The 16,291-nt window shown below is 57.1% G+C and carries 12 protein-coding genes and 1 pseudogene; 7 read left to right on the top strand and 6 right to left on the bottom strand.

Annotation, left to right across the window (positions count from 1 at the left end; translation table 11 throughout):
- From SQ11_RS15130 to SQ11_RS15110, 4 genes and pseudogenes are all read right to left on the bottom strand, one after another.
- Nucleotides 1-355 (bottom strand): annotated as a pseudogene (locus tag SQ11_RS15130) (undecaprenyl-phosphate glucose phosphotransferase); the annotation flags it as partial.
- 59 nt (nt 356-414) lie between these two features.
- Nucleotides 415-1,194, bottom strand: a complete 780-nt coding sequence (gene epsA / locus SQ11_RS15125) for an XrtB/PEP-CTERM-associated transcriptional regulator EpsA (RefSeq protein WP_041515023.1) — start codon at nt 1,192-1,194, stop codon at nt 415-417.
- A 548-nt stretch (nt 1,195-1,742) separates the two neighbouring features.
- Nucleotides 1,743-3,641: a pyruvate kinase gene (locus SQ11_RS15120; RefSeq protein ID WP_041515022.1), complete on the bottom strand. Its 1,899-nt coding sequence runs from the start codon at nt 3,639-3,641 to the stop codon at nt 1,743-1,745.
- A gap of 826 nt (nt 3,642-4,467) precedes the next feature.
- A complete protein-coding gene (locus tag SQ11_RS15110) occupies nt 4,468-5,400 on the bottom strand; it encodes a LysR family transcriptional regulator (protein ID WP_041515020.1) in 933 nt (310 codons plus the stop codon).
- 227 nt (nt 5,401-5,627) lie between these two features.
- Between SQ11_RS15110 and SQ11_RS15105 the strand changes: the two genes are divergently transcribed.
- From SQ11_RS15105 to SQ11_RS15075, 7 genes are all read left to right on the top strand, one after another.
- The gene (locus SQ11_RS15105) at nt 5,628-6,491 is read left to right on the top strand and encodes a pirin family protein (RefSeq protein WP_052494301.1); all 864 of its coding nucleotides are present in this window, start codon (nt 5,628-5,630) and stop codon (nt 6,489-6,491) included.
- A gap of 114 nt (nt 6,492-6,605) precedes the next feature.
- On the top strand, nt 6,606-7,208 hold the full coding sequence (locus tag SQ11_RS15100) for an isochorismatase family protein (RefSeq protein ID WP_084226910.1): 603 nt from the start codon (nt 6,606-6,608) through the stop codon (nt 7,206-7,208).
- A gap of 82 nt (nt 7,209-7,290) precedes the next feature.
- Complete coding sequence (ycaC, locus tag SQ11_RS15095) at nt 7,291-7,920, top strand: isochorismate family cysteine hydrolase YcaC (protein ID WP_041515018.1); 630 nt, start codon at nt 7,291-7,293, stop codon at nt 7,918-7,920.
- A gap of 199 nt (nt 7,921-8,119) precedes the next feature.
- Nucleotides 8,120-9,991: an amidohydrolase gene (locus SQ11_RS15090; RefSeq protein WP_041515017.1), complete on the top strand. Its 1,872-nt coding sequence runs from the start codon at nt 8,120-8,122 to the stop codon at nt 9,989-9,991.
- A 63-nt stretch (nt 9,992-10,054) separates the two neighbouring features.
- On the top strand, nt 10,055-11,419 hold the full coding sequence (locus tag SQ11_RS15085) for an alginate export family protein (protein ID WP_052494298.1): 1,365 nt from the start codon (nt 10,055-10,057) through the stop codon (nt 11,417-11,419).
- The gene (locus SQ11_RS15080; RefSeq protein ID WP_232298033.1) at nt 11,311-13,065 is read left to right on the top strand and encodes an MFS transporter; all 1,755 of its coding nucleotides are present in this window, start codon (nt 11,311-11,313) and stop codon (nt 13,063-13,065) included. Before SQ11_RS15085 ends, SQ11_RS15080 begins: the two co-directional genes overlap by 109 nt.
- Nucleotides 13,066-13,189: 124 nt before the next feature.
- Nucleotides 13,190-13,888 carry a pirin family protein gene (locus tag SQ11_RS15075; protein ID WP_041515030.1) on the top strand — a complete coding sequence of 233 codons (699 nt, stop codon included), beginning with the start codon at nt 13,190-13,192 and terminating at the stop codon, nt 13,886-13,888.
- Nucleotides 13,889-13,994: 106 nt separating this feature from the next.
- Here the strand turns inward: SQ11_RS15075 and SQ11_RS15070 are convergent, their stop codons facing one another.
- Nucleotides 13,995-14,198: a YbdD/YjiX family protein gene (locus tag SQ11_RS15070; RefSeq protein ID WP_041515029.1), complete on the bottom strand. Its 204-nt coding sequence runs from the start codon at nt 14,196-14,198 to the stop codon at nt 13,995-13,997.
- A gap of 10 nt (nt 14,199-14,208) precedes the next feature.
- Complete coding sequence (locus SQ11_RS15065; RefSeq protein WP_041515015.1) at nt 14,209-16,281, bottom strand: carbon starvation CstA family protein; 2,073 nt, start codon at nt 16,279-16,281, stop codon at nt 14,209-14,211.
- Between the last annotated feature and the right edge of the window lie 10 nt (nt 16,282-16,291).

The raw sequence follows: 16,291 nt of genomic DNA, 5'->3' as shown, positions 1-16,291 counted from the left end.
AGGTGATCAGCGCTTCACTGGAGAATTCGGCCATATAGCCGGTGGCAACGCCGAGGAAAAGCAGCAGCAGAACCACCCAGAACCAGCTGTAGAGCACATCGAAGACCAGTCTCTTGATGGAGAATTGCAGGCGCGAGGTGCCCGGGAAGGTGATGGAAAACACGATTACCGCAAGAATCAGGTAGGGGGGCTGCAATTCTCCTTCAATGCCGCTGCTTATCAGCCAGAGGGAAAGCATCAATGCCGCGGGGTCGAGAATGGCCTCGACAGCGCTCAGCATGTTGTTGCCAAGGGGCATCTTGGCATTGGTGAAAACCGATGTGGAAGCGGAAAATACCGGGTTGGCTTCAGCCATGGGACTGATCCCGCAGGAGGAGGCCGCGGTGGCGGATTGAAGCGGAGGGCGGGTGGTTTTCAGGCATGACTGATGCTGCGTTCCATCTTGGAAACAGCTTGCATCCGGTTATAAACATCCAGTTTCTTGAAGATGCGCTGCATATGGTTTTTTACGGTGAAAGAACTGATGGACAGGATGCTGCCTATCTCGGCATTGGTTTTGCCCATCTTTACCCAGTCCATTATTTCGCTTTCACGCCCGCTCAACCCATGATCCTCGCTTTCCCCGGAATCCGTCAGAAGGGAGGCATGATCCGGCAAAGGTGCTATGCTGCGCAACGCGGTATCGAGATAAGGCAGCAGAATTTCTATTGCACTGAGCGTAGAGCTATCGAGTTTGTTTTGCGAACTGAAAATTACGTAAAGGCAATCATGATGCCCGCGCTTGTCACTGACACCATGCAGAAGAGAAGAACGCATGCCTTGTAACGCTTTGCCCAGGGAGCATTGCAGTCTCCAGCTTTCAAACAGGATACCTGACGCGCTAATGTCCAGTGTATGCGGAGCCTTACCCTGCTCCACCCAGCGCCTGTGGAGCCCCCCCAGCAATGGAGAGAAGCGTGTTGGGTTTGAATAGCCGGTCCTGACTCCAGGCAGCGCGGAAATAATGTCGTGCCGAATGAGATTCGATTCAAAATCGCCCCAAGCGACAAGCATGATTTCGTGAGGCAGATAATGCTGCATTTCGCCCTGTAGCCATCTCAACAAATCAAGGTGACTGCGTACCGCTATCCCTTCCTGGACGATGCGGAGATAACGTTGAAGATGAGCAGGGGAAAGAGAAGAGAAGAGGTTCATACTGGCGAATTATTCCTGTCTGGTGATAGGGTTGCCGATTAGCTTACATTGCAACGTCTTATTCGTATTGATTTATTAGTCATATTCAAATCATGAATTGGAATTAGCGGACTACCTAATCTGAACCAGGCGCAAACTTTCGGTCGTCGCCGTATGGCGAGTTTTGCATTGGCGATTTTATGTGGCAGCTATCCTTTATCGTTCTTCCTTGATCGCAAGGTCCATGTCTGACACAGGCCAAGCATAGGGAAGAGAAATGACAATCTGATTACGTTCTAGTCAAAGTTATGTGACAGGATATTCAGCGTGATGGTCTGAAAGAAGTTTCATGCACATGCGAAATTTATGATGATCAGGATTGCTCGCCTGGCGCCTATACAGAGAATTGATCCGCACCGGCGGAGTATGACGGTCCGATCCGGCGGTTTGTTAACAAATCTCCGTAATCAATAATGATAATGATTCTTATTATATTTAAGAATGAAAGAAAAGCAAGCTTTTTTACCACGCAGGCTCGTCATTACGGGGGGATTATTTGCCGCTTTCCGTTACCAATGTAGTCTCCGCAACAACGACCGCTTTTTCCACTGGTGCGCCTGCATGCGTTGCAGAATATTGTCCAGCATCTGGATGGCCTCGATGATGTGCGGTCCCTTGTTGAGCATCACGCACTCGGCCCGTTCTCCCATGGCTGCGTCAGTGACTTCAGCACGGCTGGGTTTGCCAGTTTTGGCCAATCCTTCCAGCACTTGAGTGGCCCAAATTACGGGAAGATGCGCCGCCTCGGCCAACCATAGAATCTCTTCCTGCAATTCCGCCAATCGTTCGTAGCCACATTCCACGGCTAGGTCCCCACGCGCGATCATGACTCCAATCACCGGGGAGGCCAGCAGGGTGAACATCAGCTCCGGCAGCTGCTCGAAAGCGGCGCGTGTTTCGATCTTGATAACAATCCCCAGCTTATCGGCGCCCAGACGTTTCAGATGCTGTTGCAACAGCTCGATATCGGCGGGCCGTCGTGCAAAGGAAAGCCCGACCATGTCCGCGTGGCGTGCAATGAATTCCAGATCGATGATGTCCTGGCCCGTCAGACCGTTCAGATCGAGATGGCTATCCGGTAGATTGATGCCTTTATCGGCCAGCAGTTTTTCTCCGCTATCGCGTGCCTGGGTAATCTCGACCAGGATTTCACCGGGATTGACACCGCGGATTACGCCGCCGATGCGGCCGTCGTCAATCAGGATGCGTTCACCGGGATTAACGGCCGTAAAGATTTCCGGTAATGAGCAAGCAATGCTGGCAGGGCGCAACAGCCGGCCGTTTTCATCAAACTGGGGAGGAAGGCCGGAGGCCGGGTTACGTGTGATGATGAGGCTGTCTCCCTTATGCAGCAAGATGGTTTCCGGCGCTTGGGGCAGCGTACCCACCTCGCCGGCATAACCGGTTCCGCGCGGATGCCCGGACACGGGCACTCGCAATAGATAAAGTTTCAGTCCCGACTTGATATATGCGGTCTGGGTGGATTCCGCCCAATAGCCGGTCCCCACTTGCCCGGTCAGCTGCAGACTGCGCAATGCTCCTCTCGCATCATTGAATTCGATTCTGTCGCGCGCCGTCACCTGCGCCAGCCAATCTCCTTTGACAGGAAAACAGGCATGAGCGTGTGATGGGCTGGAAGAAGCGTCATCCTGCGGGTATACCCAGATGCGGGCGGGCTCTGTGACTTTGCCATACGCGTCACGTTTTGGCCGCCATTTCAGTACCGCCGGACCAGGTGCGATTTCTCCCGTGCGAAGTTTGGGCCCGCCCAGATCCATCAGGATACGGCAGTGGCGTCCTGTTTCACGGCGCGCGCGTTTGATCTGCCTGATCATGCGCGTCCATATCGCGATATCATCGTGCGCGCAGTTGATGCGCGCGCAATCCATCCCTTGTAACAGCATTTCCTTAATCAGCGAGTAATCATCTGCCGCGTCCCCGGGCAACGTGACCATGATACGCACGCGTCTTTGCAGCGGAGGTTTGCCGAGCAGGGTATTGGTGTTGGTTTCCAGCAGCGCCGGGCCAGCGCCTGCGCCTGCGGATTCGGTGAGGGAAGAATATCCCTGCTGTGACTGTTGTTTTCCAAGCGCACGCTGCAATAGCATGATAATGGCGTCCAGATTGCTCAGGACATGCGACTCCGCACGCCCCATGGAAGACAACCCCGCCGCCGCGAGTTTTTCCTGCAGTGGGCGCACATCGCGCCGCCGCAAACCGAGATAGTGGATCAGATTGGCAACGCTAACCCGATGGCGCGCATCCACTTTCCGCAATGTTTCGCCGGATTCGCTTTCCAGCGTCGTCAGATCCTGGTGCAGTACGGTCAGTTCCTGCAACAGATCAGCGTAGGCATCGTTTCTACCTCGCCTGGATGTAGAGATCTTGTCTTTGCGAGACGGGTTCATATTTGACTCTCACCTTTCGCAAGGGCCGCTAGGATAATTGAGACGTTGCCACGGTATTGTTACGTGTATGTGACAATTACCATAAAAAAGTCTTGCTTTTCTCAGATTAATAATTATAATAAGAATCATTATCATTATTAATTACAGAAGACCTTGCAATAATAGTGAGAATGGGGCTCACTTATTTATTGGAATTCAGCATAGTCGAGATTTTGAAAAAATCAAAACAATCCGCCGACTGGGAGCTTATCCGAATGGCGGTATTGAAAATGCAAAGTTAATGCCAGGTTATCCGTTGCTATTGGGTTCTCCTACCCAATAGCCTTTCAGCCAGCCAGCCTCACCCCGGGCAAGCCAGCCAACTTTTTTTTCGCATACCGATACCCTCAGCTTATATTTGCAGTTTTCTGCGGGTTGGTTTGGACGAACTCGGTAAACCCCGCAAGAAAATCCCGAAGCTGCTTCGGGCTGCTCCATCTATCATTTCGTCCGATTTGTCGAAGACGTGCTGCGTGCGTATGGCCAGCAATACTCCATCAGCAGCAGCAATTCGCTCTTCAGCGCAATCACTGCCTGAGGATACCTTCGTTGGCCTCGACGTCGCCCTCAAAGAGGGGGATGTCCTCGAGAGTCGAGATCTCCAGCGTAACTCCACTCGGCGTCAGGCCTGCGGCCACGTGCAATAGGGCGGTATTGAACGACCGCTACGCAGACTTCCTGTAATCCCGATGATTTTTACCCTGGTGCTTGTTTCTGTGTTGAGAAGCTGAAAATAGGCTCTCTGCAAATGCCGCGCAGCGTAAATATATGGAGCGCAATCGAAAATTCATGTCTGGTCCCATTCTCGTTCCCATGGCGGTCCGCCCTCAAATACCGCAACCAAGTGATCAATGATGGCACGCACCTTCGCCGGGAGATGGCGGTTCCGCGGATAGACCGCGTAGATCGTGTCTGCAACCGGGCGTGCATCCGGCAGGGCATTGATAAGTTGACCGCTCGCCAGCGCTTTGGCAACGATGAAGACCGGAAGAATGGAAATACCCAGCCCTGCGATAGCTGCATCCCGCATCGATTCGCCGTTATTGGCGACGATCCGGCTGCGTACCACCAGCGAGCGGGGCATGCCGCCTTCGAGCTCTGCGGGCTCGAACTGCCAGACGTGACCGGCTGACACATTGGCGTAACCGATGCATGCATGGCCCGCCAATTCCTCGATCGTTGCCGGCAGACCGGCACGTTGAGCATACGCAGGACTGCAACACACTACGCGGCGGCTCACCGCCAGCTTGCGGGCCGCAAGCGACGAGTCATGCAGCCGCCCGATACGAACCCCCAGATCATAGCCTTCGCCGGGCAGATCGGTAATCCGGTCATCAAGATCCAGCGCAAGTCCCAAGCGCGGGTGGCGGGCGACGAAAGCGAACAGGATCGGCCCAAGGTAGAGGGTTCCAAAGGTCATGGGGGCGGCGATACGCAACGAGCCGCACAACTCGCCATCCTGCTCGATGAGTTCTTCCGCCGCCTGGTCAAGCTGCTGCATGATTGAGCGCATACGCTGATAGAACGCGACCCCCTTGTCCGTCGGGACCACTCCGCGGGTCGAGCGATGCAGCAACTCGACCCCTAACAGTATCTCCAGGTCGGTGATACGCTTGCTGATGACGGACTTCGATAAGCCCATACGCTGGGCCGCGGCACTGATGCTGCCTGTTTCAATCGCCTGCAGAAAGGCCAAAATACCATCAAGCTGAATTTGCATTGTTCTGTTTTTCCGAACGCTGATTTCGAAGAAAGTCTGGTTCCGGACCCATCCGGAGAAGAGTACGCTAACGCTTAATAGACTATATTGAAGTTGGAGTATACGACTAGATCGACGGATCAACGCGCGCCAACTCGACCTGGCAAGTGTACCTTCGTTATCTTGCCACCAGCGCGTTAAAACTTAATAGGAGATAGCTGATGCTGGCAATAAAACCTGAACTGTCAATCAAGAAGCTGCAGCGCATCCAACGCAGTACCGAACGCCACTGGGTCGGCGACGGGTTTCCTGTGCGGACACTTCTTGGCTATTCGAACCTGGGGCCGGCGATCAGCCCTTTCCTGCTCTTCGATTATGCCGGTCCCATGGAATTTCCTCCAACTGAGAAACGTCTCGGTGTCGGCGAACATCCGCATCGTGGGTTCGAGACAGTGACTATTGTCTATAGCGGTGAGGTGGAGCATCGTGACAGTTCCGGTGGCGGCGGCGGCATCGGTCCGGGCGATGTGCAATGGATGACTGCCGCATCCGGTCTCGTTCACGAAGAGTTTCATGGCCGCGAGTTTGCGCGCCGCGGCGGAATGTTTGAAATGGTGCAGCTATGGGTCAACCTGCCCGCCAAGGACAAAATGTCGCCGCCGCATTACCAAAGCATCTTGAACAGCCAGATTCCTGTTTTGAGTCTTCCTCATGGCCAGGGGAGCGTGCGCGTCATTGCCGGCCAGTTCGACGGAACCGAGGGGCCTGCCCGTACTTTCACGCCGATCCATGTGTGGGATCTCCGTCTGGCGAGCGAGCGGCAAATTTGTCTTCCCGTGCCCGACGGCTACACCACGATGCTGGCGGTGCTCAAAGGCTCGGTGCGGCTCGATGGGGCTGAAACAATCGGACCCGCGGAAATTGCTCTGTTTGAGCGGAAAGGCGACCACCTCCGTATTGACAGTGCCGAGGATGCAACAGCACTGCTGCTCTGCGGCGAACCGATCGACGAGCCAATCGTCGGCAGCGGTCCTTTCGTAATGAACAGCGCCGAGGAGATTCGCCAAGCGATTGTGGATTACCAGAGCGGCAGGATGGGGCATATGTCCTGAAGCGAACAAGCAGCCGCCTTCATGACTGCTGTGTCATGAGTTGACGAGGCTTTTTTTATCGAAATCCAACCCAAGGAGGAAATTGTGAGCCATATCAATTCCCAAGAGACCCTCATGCTTCTCATCGACCACCAGAGCGGTCTGTTCCAGCTGGTCAAGGATATCCCGGTACCGGATCTGCGCCGTAATGCAATTGCGCTCGCCAAAGTCGCCGCGCTGCTCAAGATTCCGGTCATTACCTCCGCTTCGGTTCCCGACGGCCCGAACGGTCCATTGATCCCCGAAATCCACCAGGCTGCCCCGCATGCGCAGTATGTGGGGCGGCGCGGCGAGATCAATGTCTGGGACAGCCCTGATTTCGTCAAGGCGGTCGAAGCGACCGGCCGCAAAACGCTGATTCTGGCCGGCACGCTCACCAGCGTATGCATGGCTTTTCCTTCCATCAGCGCGGTGGCCGCCGGTTACAAGGTCTATGCCGTGGTGGATGCCTCGGGCAACTCAAGCGTGATGGGCACCGATCTGACCATCGCCCGCATTGTGCAAGCGGGCGTAATTCCGATCGATACGCTCGCGGTTATCTCGGAGCTGCAGGAAACCTGGAACCGGCCGGAGGCGATGGAGTTCGCCAATATCTATGCCGATTATTCCATGCCGCATTACCGGCTGCTGATCGAGAGCTACGACAAGGCGCAGGCAGTGCAGAAGGGGAAGAAATGAGATGGGCTTCGTTGCCCTGAAGCGTTTTGCGATTACTTTTTATTAGACACTTAATCCGATTGACAACAACAAGGAGCATGAAATGGACAAGACTTTTAAATACAACCGGCTATCCAAGGCTGACGCCGCTATCCTGATGGTGGATCACCAGGCGGGCCTGATCTCGCTGGTGCAGGACTTTTCACCCAATGAATTCAAGAACAACGTGCTTGCCCTGGCTGCCTGCGGAAAGTATTTCAAGTTGCCGACCATCCTGACAACAAGTTTCGAGGATGGTCCAAACGGGCCGCTGGTGCCGGAGCTCAAGGAAATGTTTCCCGATGCGCCTTACGTCGCACGCCCCGGTAACATCAATGCTTGGGACAACGAAGATTTCGTCAACGCGATCAAAAAGACCGGGCGCAAGCAGCTCATCATCGCCGGGGTGGTGACGGAAGTCTGTGTAGCGTTTCCGGCATTGTCCGCTATCGAAGCGGGCTACGAAGTGTTCGTCGTTACCGACGCTTCCGGTACTTTCAATGAAGTGACCCGGGACGCCGCCTGGATGCGGATGCAGGCGGCAGGCGTGCAAATGATGAGCTGGTTCGGCGTGGCTTGCGAACTGCACCGCGACTGGCGTAACGACATCGAAGGCCTGGGTGCCCTGTTCTCGAATTACATTCCGAACTACCGGAATCTGATGACGAGTTATTTCGCCATCACCAAGAAGTAAGGCGGCATGGAACAGGCGGCGGATAGCCCTTGCCTGATGATCGTGACTGTCTCTGGTGAGGAGATGTCAAGGCACATACCGGTGAGGAATCATGGGTGAGTCTGCCCCCGATCTACGCCGCCGCCGTATTTTGCAGGCCGCCGGCGTGTCTTTATTACTTTCAAGAACGGGTGGGTCAGCCGCCCAAGGAGAGCCAACAATGAACGGTCTCAAAGCCCAACTGATCCTCCGCAACGGCCAATTTACGACCCTGGATCGCCAGAATCCGCAAGCGTCGGCTGTCGCGATCGCCGATGGCCGTTTCGTCGCCGTGGGGGATGACGGCGAGGTGATGCGCCTCGCCGACAGCGATACGCAAGTGGTGGATCTCAATCGCCGCCGCGCCATTCCCGGCCTGACGGATTCGCATCTGCACTTTATTCGCGGCGGGCTCAATTACAACATGGAATTGCGCTGGGACGGCATCCCTTCGCTGTCCGATGCGATGCGCCGTCTGAAGGAACAAGCTGCACGCACGCCCGCGCCTCAATGGGTGCGTATCGTCGGTGGCTTTACTGAAATGCAGTTCGCCGAAAAACGATTGCCGACACTTGACGAAATCAACGCGGCTGCGCCGGATACGCCGGTTTTCATTTTGCATCTCTACGACCGTGCGCTGCTTAACCGCGCGGCATTGCGCGCCTGCGGCTACGACCGCAACACTCCCAATCCGCCGGGCGGACTGATTGCTAAGGATGCCAGCGGAGAACCGACCGGTTTGCTGCTGGCGGAACCGAATGCGCTGATTCTGTATGCGGCGCTGGCCAGGGGGCCCAAGCTGCCTTATGAGTACCAACTCAATTCCACGCGCCACTTCATGCGTGAAATGAACCGCCTGGGTATCACCGGCGCGATCGATGCCGGCGGCGGTTTTCAGAATTATCCGGATGACTATAAGGTTATCGAGGATCTGCATAAGGCGGGGGAGCTGACCGTGCGCATTGCCTACAATTTGTTCACGCAGAAAGCCGGAGAGGAAGTTGCGGATTTCTCGAAATGGACCAAGATGCTGAAGCCGGGTGATGGAGACGGCTACTACCGGCATAACGGCGCCGGTGAGATGCTGGTGTTTTCCGCGGCGGATTTCGAGGATTTCCGCATGCCACGGCCGGATATGGCACCGAACATGGAGAACGATCTGGAGGCGGTGGTGCGCATCCTCGCCAGCAATCACTGGCCATTCCGCCTGCATGCGACCTATAACGAGACTATCTCGCGTGCACTGGATGTATTCGAGAAGGTGAATCGGGACATTCCCTTCGATGGCATACACTGGTTTTTCGATCATGCCGAAACCGTGACTGATGCCAACCTTGAACGTATCGCCAGACTTGGCGGTGGAATCGCCATTCAGCACCGCATGGCCTATCAAGGGGAGTATTTCGTGCAGCGCTACGGCAGCAAGGCCGCGGAGCGCACCCCGCCTTATAAGCGCATGCTGGAAATGGGCGTGAACGTCGGCGCGGGGACTGATGCTACCCGCGTGGCCAGCTATGATCCATGGAACGCACTCTACTGGCTCACTACCGGCAAGACGCTGGGTGGCCTTTCGCTGTATCCGGCAGGGAATCTGGTGGATCGCGAAACGGCGCTACGACTCTACACCCAGGCGAACACCTGGTTTTCGAACGAAGAAGGCGTCAAAGGCCAGATCAAGCTCGGTCAATATGCCGACCTTGCCGTGCTGTCCGCCGACTACTTCAAGATCCCCGAGGATGAAATTCGGAATCTTGTTTCGGTGCTCACGGTTGTTGGCGGGCGTATCGCCCACGGCGACGACGAATTCAACACACTGGCTCCGCCCCTGGTTCCGGCCATGCCGGACTGGTCGCCGGTGAATCACTTCGGGGGCTACTTCAAACCGGGAGCAAGCGAGCCCGCCATGCACCGGCTCGCTCAGGCAGCCTGTGGCTGCGGAACCGGCTGCTCGGTCCATGGTCATGCCCATGGACGCGCGTATCAGGATGCCGTGGATGCCGGTGACCAGCGCGGCTTCTGGGGGGTGCTCGGCTGTTCGTGCTGGGCGGTATGAGCATGTGCCGGGCTTCTCCCGCTCGGCAAACCGGCAAACAGTTATTTTCAAAGGCGGATCTCCATGCGTCAGCGGACGGCAAAAAACCGTAAGCCCAGCCTGCTTGCCGTTATAATGCTAGTCATGCCGTTGCCAGCGGCCTCATCCGAATATCTGCCGCTGCGGTTCGAGGAGGATTGGGGAGCAAGCTGTAATAAAATCGCGCCCAAATGCTGGCGCATCGGCGAGACTGCCACGCTGACATTCGGTGCCGATGCACGGGTGCGCGCCCAAAGTTACCGTCCGGTTGATTTTGGTATCGGCAGCGGTATCCATGGCGGTGGCGACGGTTATACGCTGTTTCGAGGCATGGCGCATGGCGATCTGCGCGTTGGCAAGCACACCCAGGTGTTCGTACAGTTCGCGGCATATGACGAAGCCGGGCGCCGCGGCGGACCCGAACGTACCGATCAAAGCAGCCCGGACCTGCAACAGGGCTTTCTGGCATGGAACGGCGATATGTTTTCCCTCCGTGCGGGCCGGCAGGAAATGACGCTGGGGACCTCGCGTCTGGTCGCGGTGCGAGAGGGTCCCAACATCCGCCTCGCTTTCGACGGCGTACGCGCCAGCTGGAGGCAGGGATCGCATCGTATTGATGCCTTTGCCTTTCGTCCGGTTCTCAACAGGCCGGGAACTTTCGATGACACGACCAGCAAGTCGCAATCGCTCTATGGTTTATATGCCACGTTCGTTCCGAAATATATTGCTCCCCTCAAGATCGATCTCTATTGGCTTGGCTATGAAAGAGATCACGGGCGATTTGCGGCGGCGGAGGGGAGCGAACACCGGCATTCCCTCGGCACACGTCTTTTTGGTACCGCAAAGGGCTGGGACTGGAACATGGAAGCCGTATTCCAGACCGGCCATGTCGGCGATCAGACCATTCGTGCCTGGACGGTTGCCTCCGACACGGGTTTTACCTTTGTCACTTTACCTTGGTCACCGCGGCTCGGCCTGAAAGCGGATATTGCCAGCGGTGATAAAAATCCTGGCGATAATCAGCTGGGCACCTTCAATGCGCTCTATCCCAACCCCACCTACTTCAGCGAAGCGGCGCTGCTGGCGCCGGGTAATATCATGGATGTGCAGCCGGTCTTGACGATCAAGCCTGCTCATTCGCTCACATTCGTTTTGGGTTGGGATTTCCTATGGAAGCATCACAAAGAAGATGCAGTTTACACTCCGCCCGCACCCCTGGTGGCAATACCTGAAACTATTGGAACGGGCCGGTATATCGGTGACCAGATCAGGCTGGAAGGCAGCTACCGTCCCCATCCGCAGTGGGAAATTCGCGCCGCCGCGGTCCATTTCAGCGCAGGGGAAGCATTGACGCAGGCCGGCGGCAGAAGCGTCGACTTTCTCATGACCAGCCTGGCGTTCCGCTGGTGAGCAAGCCCGCCGGCGATAGCGTCTCGAACGCCCCGCATCCCGGCGCGTGGGCGCCGCTCAGGCTGCCGATGTTCCGGGCCTTCTGGCTTGCATCGCTTGGTTCCAATATCGGCACCTGGATCAACGGGACCGCCTCCGGCTGGGTGATGACCGACCTGTCTCCCTCGCCGGTCATGGTGTCCCTGGTGCAGGCAGCCGGTTCGCTGCCGATCGTGATGTTCGCGCTGGCGGCCGGCGCGTTCACCGACATCGTCGATCGCCGCCGCTATCTGATCGTAACGCAGATATGGATGGCGCTTTCGGCAGCCGCGCTGGCTTTTCTCGCCGGGACCGGTCAGCTTGATGCTTGGAGCCTGTTGATCCTTACCTTTGCCCTGGGCTCGGGCGCGGCGATGTCGATGCCCGCGCTGAACGCGACCATAGCCGAACTCGCGCCCGGGAACTTGCTGCCGCAAGCGGTTGCGCTGGGCTCGCTGTCGATGAATCTGTCGCGCGCGATCGGGCCCGCCATCGGCGGTCTGCTGCTGGTGCAACTTGGCGCGTGGGTTGCCTATGGCCTTAACATGATTTCGTTCATCGGCATGGTGCTGATGCTATGGCACTGGAAACGCGAAGGGGATGAGCAGGCGCTGCCGCCCGAGCGATTCTTTCAGGCATTGCGGGCCGGCCTGCGCTACGCGCACATGGCATCGCTTTTCCGTGCGGTGCTGGTTCGCGCGACAGCGTTCATCGTCTTTGCAACCTCCGTATGGGCGCTGCTGCCGCTGATCGCCCGGCGGGAGCTAGCGGGAGGCCCCGGCATTTATGGATTGCTGCTTACCTTTGTCGGTATCGGAGCGGTCGCTACCGCTGTTTTCATGCCGCGCATACGGATGTATATCACGCGCGACCGCCAGGTGCTCATTGCGACCATGGTCTATGCGCTGACCACCGTGGCGCTGGCGACGATCCGAAGCGAGGCCATGCTGTATGGCATCATGGTAATTTGCGGCGCGGCATGGCTCAGTGTCCTGTCATCCCTGCAGGTTGCCGCCCAGATCTCGGTTCCGGCCTGGGTTCGCGGGCGCGCCTTGGCTTTATACATCATGATATTCTCCCTTGGTATGACACTCGGGAGTTTGCTCTGGGGCTGGGTTGCCGAGCAGGCCGGCACTCCCGCCGCACTGCTGGCTTCGGCCGTCGGGGCGGCGCTGGCGGCGCTGGCTGTCCGGGGTTTCAGTCTTGGCGCCCGGGAAGCGCCCGATCTCGCGCCGTCCCACCATTGGACGCACCCATCCGTGGCGGAGGAGCCGGACCAGGATCGCGGACCTGTGCTGGTGACGATTGAATACGAAGTTGCGTTGGATCAGCGGGGAGCCTTCCTGGATGCAATGCAGCCGCTTGGTGTAATCCGGCGCCGGGATGGTGCATTCGCCTGGGGCATATTCGAGGATATTGCAATCCCCGGCCGTTATGTGGAGACCTTCCAGGTTGATTCCTGGCTCGATCATCTGCGCCAGCATGCGCGCGTTACCCGCGAAGACCAGCGCGTTCAGGAAACCATCAACCGCTTTCACATCGGCGAAGCGCCGCCCAGGGTTTCCCATTTTGTCGGCGGTACTCCGGCATCGTCCACCGCTTATAATTCGATGGAGACCGGCCCATGAACCGGTGCGTGCCGCCTGCCTTTCGAGCTTTTTCCTGTTTTCCGGTGAACGGCGTGCCGCTATCGCGCCGTTGCGCCTGGGCTCGCTTTATTCTTACTCTTTATTCACCGAGCGGAGGCCATTCATGATGGAGTTACGTCGCGCCGGGGAGCGCGGCCATGCCGAACACGGCTGGCTGGATTCCTGGCACAGCTTTTCTTTTGCGGATTACCATGACCCGGAACATATGCAATTTCGCGCGCTGCGTGTCATCAATGAAGACCGGGTCGAGCCGGGCCGGGGTTTCGGCACGCACAGCCACCGCGATATGGAAATCATCAGCTATGTGCTGGAAGGGACGCTCGCACATCGGGACAGCATGGGCAATGGCTCTGTCATTCGTCCGGGGAGCGTGCAACGCATGAGTGCGGGCACCGGTGTCCAGCATAGCGAATTCAATGCTTCTTCGAGCGAGTGGCTACATTTTCTGCAAATCTGGTTTATACCGAATGTCGTGGGCATTCCACCCGGCTATGAGGAAAAGTATTTTGATGACTTGAAAAAACGCGGCGGATTACGCCTGATAGCATCACCGGATGGTGCTGATGGCTCCGTAAAAATTCATGCAGACGTGAAATTGTTCGCCGGGCTGGTGGATGCCGGTGAAAGGATCGAGCGGACGATCGCCCCGGATCGTTTTGCTTATGTTCATGTTGCCCGCGGCAGAGTATCGCTCAACGGCACCCCGCTGCATGCGGGCGATGCGGCAAGGCTTACCGGTGAAAGCCATCTTGTTCTCGATCGGGGAGAGAAAGCCGAGGTGCTTGTTTTCGATCTGGCATAAAAAGGCCTTCACCACGGAAGGCCTGCTGGTTCATCCCAGATCCGGTGGTGAATGGATAATTATCCTGATTTATAGCAATGCGCTCCGGGGAGAGGTGTTTGGTTTCTTAACAGCATCGGCTGATCTTGCCGCCATATCGCGCTTCCTGGCGTTCGCGGAAGAATTCTTGATAAGACATGACCGGTTGATCCGGATGTGCGGTTTTCATGTGGCTGACGTAAGTGCTGTACTCGGGTACGCCCACCATCAGCCGCATGCTCTGTCCGAGATAGCGCGCCGCCCTGGTAATGCCGGTAATTTTATTCAGCATGGTGGGCACCTCATGTTCCGGGCGTCGCTTCGACCGGCAATAGCTCGAACGGCGCCTCCCTGGCGGTGGGCCCGCCCGTGCCGCGCGCACGCAACACCGTATGGATGCCGAATAGCAGCATGCTGATCAGTACCAGCATGAACAGGCCCGCCAGCGATGCATTGACGTAATCGTTAAAGATCACCTGCCGCATCTGTTCCATTGATTTGGCTGGCGCCAGGAGTACATCATCGGCGAGCGCCTCTTTGTATTTGCTGGCATGCGCCAGAAAGCCGATGCGTGGATTCAAGTCGAAAATCTTCTGCCATGCGGCGGTCAGTGTGCAGACCAGCACCCAGGTGGCGGGTACGATCGTGACCCAGGCGAAACGATCATGCTTCATCTTGAAGAGGACGCATGTGCAGAGAATCAGCGCAATACCGGCCAGCATCTGGTTGGAGATACCGAACAACGGCCACAGGGTGTTGATTCCCCCCAGCGGATCGACCACGCCCTGATACAGAAAATAGCCCCAGCCGGCAACGCAAATCGCGGTGGCGATCAGGCTGGCGATCACGGAGTCGGTGCGCTTCATCGACGGGATGAAAGTACCGAGCAGATCCTGCAGCATGAAGCGTCCGGCACGCGTGCCCGCATCGACCGCCGTGAGGATGAACAGCGCCTCGAACAGGATGGCGAAATGATACCAGAACGCCATCATGGTCCGGCCGCCGATCACATCCGACAGGATTTGCGCCATGCCCACTGCCAGTGTCGGCGCACCGCCGGTGCGGGAAATGATGGTATGCTCCCCTACATCCCGCGCGGTCTGGGTGATCATCTCCGGGGTGACATAAAAGCCCCACTGAGAGATGGCTTGCGTGGCCGATTCCGCCGTGGTGCCGATAATCGCGGCCGGGCTGTTCATGGCGAAGTATACGCCCGGCTCGATGGTGGAAGCGGCAACCAGCGCCATGATAGCGACAAACGATTCCATCAGCATGGCGCCATAACCGATGAAGCGGGCGTCGCCTTCATTCCGGATCATCTTGGGCGTGGTGCCGGAGGAAATGAGCGAATGAAAACCGGATATCGCACCGCAGGCGATGGTAATGAACAGGAAGGGAAACAGGCTGCCCGACCAGACCGGTCCGGAGCCGTCTACAAACTGCGTGAACGCCGGCATCTTGAGTTCCGGCGAAATGAAGATGACACCGATCGCCAGACCGACGATCGTGCCGATCTTCAGGAACGTGGATAGGTAGTCGCGTGGCGCCAGCAGCAGCCAGACCGGGAGCACGGACGCAATGAAGCCATAGGCAATCAGCATCCAGGTGAGCTGCTCGCCTGTCAGGGTGAATATAGCGGCCATCGAGGGTATTTCCTGGACATACTGCCCCGCAACGATCGACAACATCAGCAAAACGAAGCCAATCAATGATACTTCGCCAATCGCACCCGGCCGGATAAAGCGCGCGTAAACCCCCATGAACAAGGCAATCGGAATGGTGGCGGCAACGGTGAAGGTGCCCCACGGGGATTCCGCCAGGGCCTTGACCACGATCAGCGCCAGCACCGCCAGAAGGATCAGCATGATGAAGAATGTGCCAAACAGGGCGATCATGCCGGGTATCTGTCCCAGTTCCGCCTTGATCAGATCGCCCAGCGAACGGCCATCGCGCCGGGTGGAAATAAACAGCACAATGAAATCCTGTACCGCACCGGCAAACACAACGCCGGCCAGCAGCCACAGCATGCCGGGCATATAACCCATCTGCGCGGCCAGTATCGGCCCGACGAGCGGCCCGGCGCCCGCAATGGCGGCAAAATGATGCCCGAACAATACATATCTGTTGGTCGGCACATAATCGAGGCCGTCATTGAATTTGTAAGCGGGGGTCATGCGGGTGACGTCCAGCCTCAGCACCCGCCGGGCAATGAAATGGCTGTAAAAGCGGTAGGCAATCGTATAGACGCAGATGGTGGCGATCACAATCCATATCGCACCGATGGATTCGCCGCGATTCAAGGCTACGTATGCGAACGCAAAGGCGCCAAGGACGGCGAATGCGAGCCAGCCGAGTTTAGTGGTTACATGACCCATTACTTTCTCC

Source organism: Nitrosospira sp. NpAV (assembly GCF_000832065.1).
Lineage (GTDB): Bacteria > Pseudomonadota > Gammaproteobacteria > Burkholderiales > Nitrosomonadaceae > Nitrosospira.
This window is presented reverse-complemented; position numbering and strand designations above follow the sequence as displayed.

Excerpts from the sequence above, each read along its gene's own strand:
- epsA (WP_041515023.1), bottom strand. The coding sequence starts at position 1,194 with ATGAACCTCTTCTCTTCTCTTTCCCCTGCTCATCTTCAACGTTATCTC.
- SQ11_RS15120 (WP_041515022.1), bottom strand. The coding sequence starts at position 3,641 with ATGAACCCGTCTCGCAAAGACAAGATCTCTACATCCAGGCGAGGTAGA.
- SQ11_RS15110 (WP_041515020.1), bottom strand. The coding sequence starts at position 5,400 with ATGCAAATTCAGCTTGATGGTATTTTGGCCTTTCTGCAGGCGATTGAA.
- SQ11_RS15100 (WP_084226910.1), top strand. The coding sequence starts at position 6,606 with ATGCTTCTCATCGACCACCAGAGCGGTCTGTTCCAGCTGGTCAAGGAT.
- ycaC (WP_041515018.1), top strand. The coding sequence starts at position 7,291 with ATGGACAAGACTTTTAAATACAACCGGCTATCCAAGGCTGACGCCGCT.
- SQ11_RS15090 (WP_041515017.1), top strand. The coding sequence starts at position 8,120 with ATGAACGGTCTCAAAGCCCAACTGATCCTCCGCAACGGCCAATTTACG.
- SQ11_RS15085 (WP_052494298.1), top strand. The coding sequence starts at position 10,055 with ATGCGTCAGCGGACGGCAAAAAACCGTAAGCCCAGCCTGCTTGCCGTT.
- SQ11_RS15075 (WP_041515030.1), top strand. The coding sequence starts at position 13,190 with ATGATGGAGTTACGTCGCGCCGGGGAGCGCGGCCATGCCGAACACGGC.
- SQ11_RS15070 (WP_041515029.1), bottom strand. The coding sequence starts at position 14,198 with ATGCTGAATAAAATTACCGGCATTACCAGGGCGGCGCGCTATCTCGGA.
- SQ11_RS15065 (WP_041515015.1), bottom strand. The coding sequence starts at position 16,281 with ATGGGTCATGTAACCACTAAACTCGGCTGGCTCGCATTCGCCGTCCTT.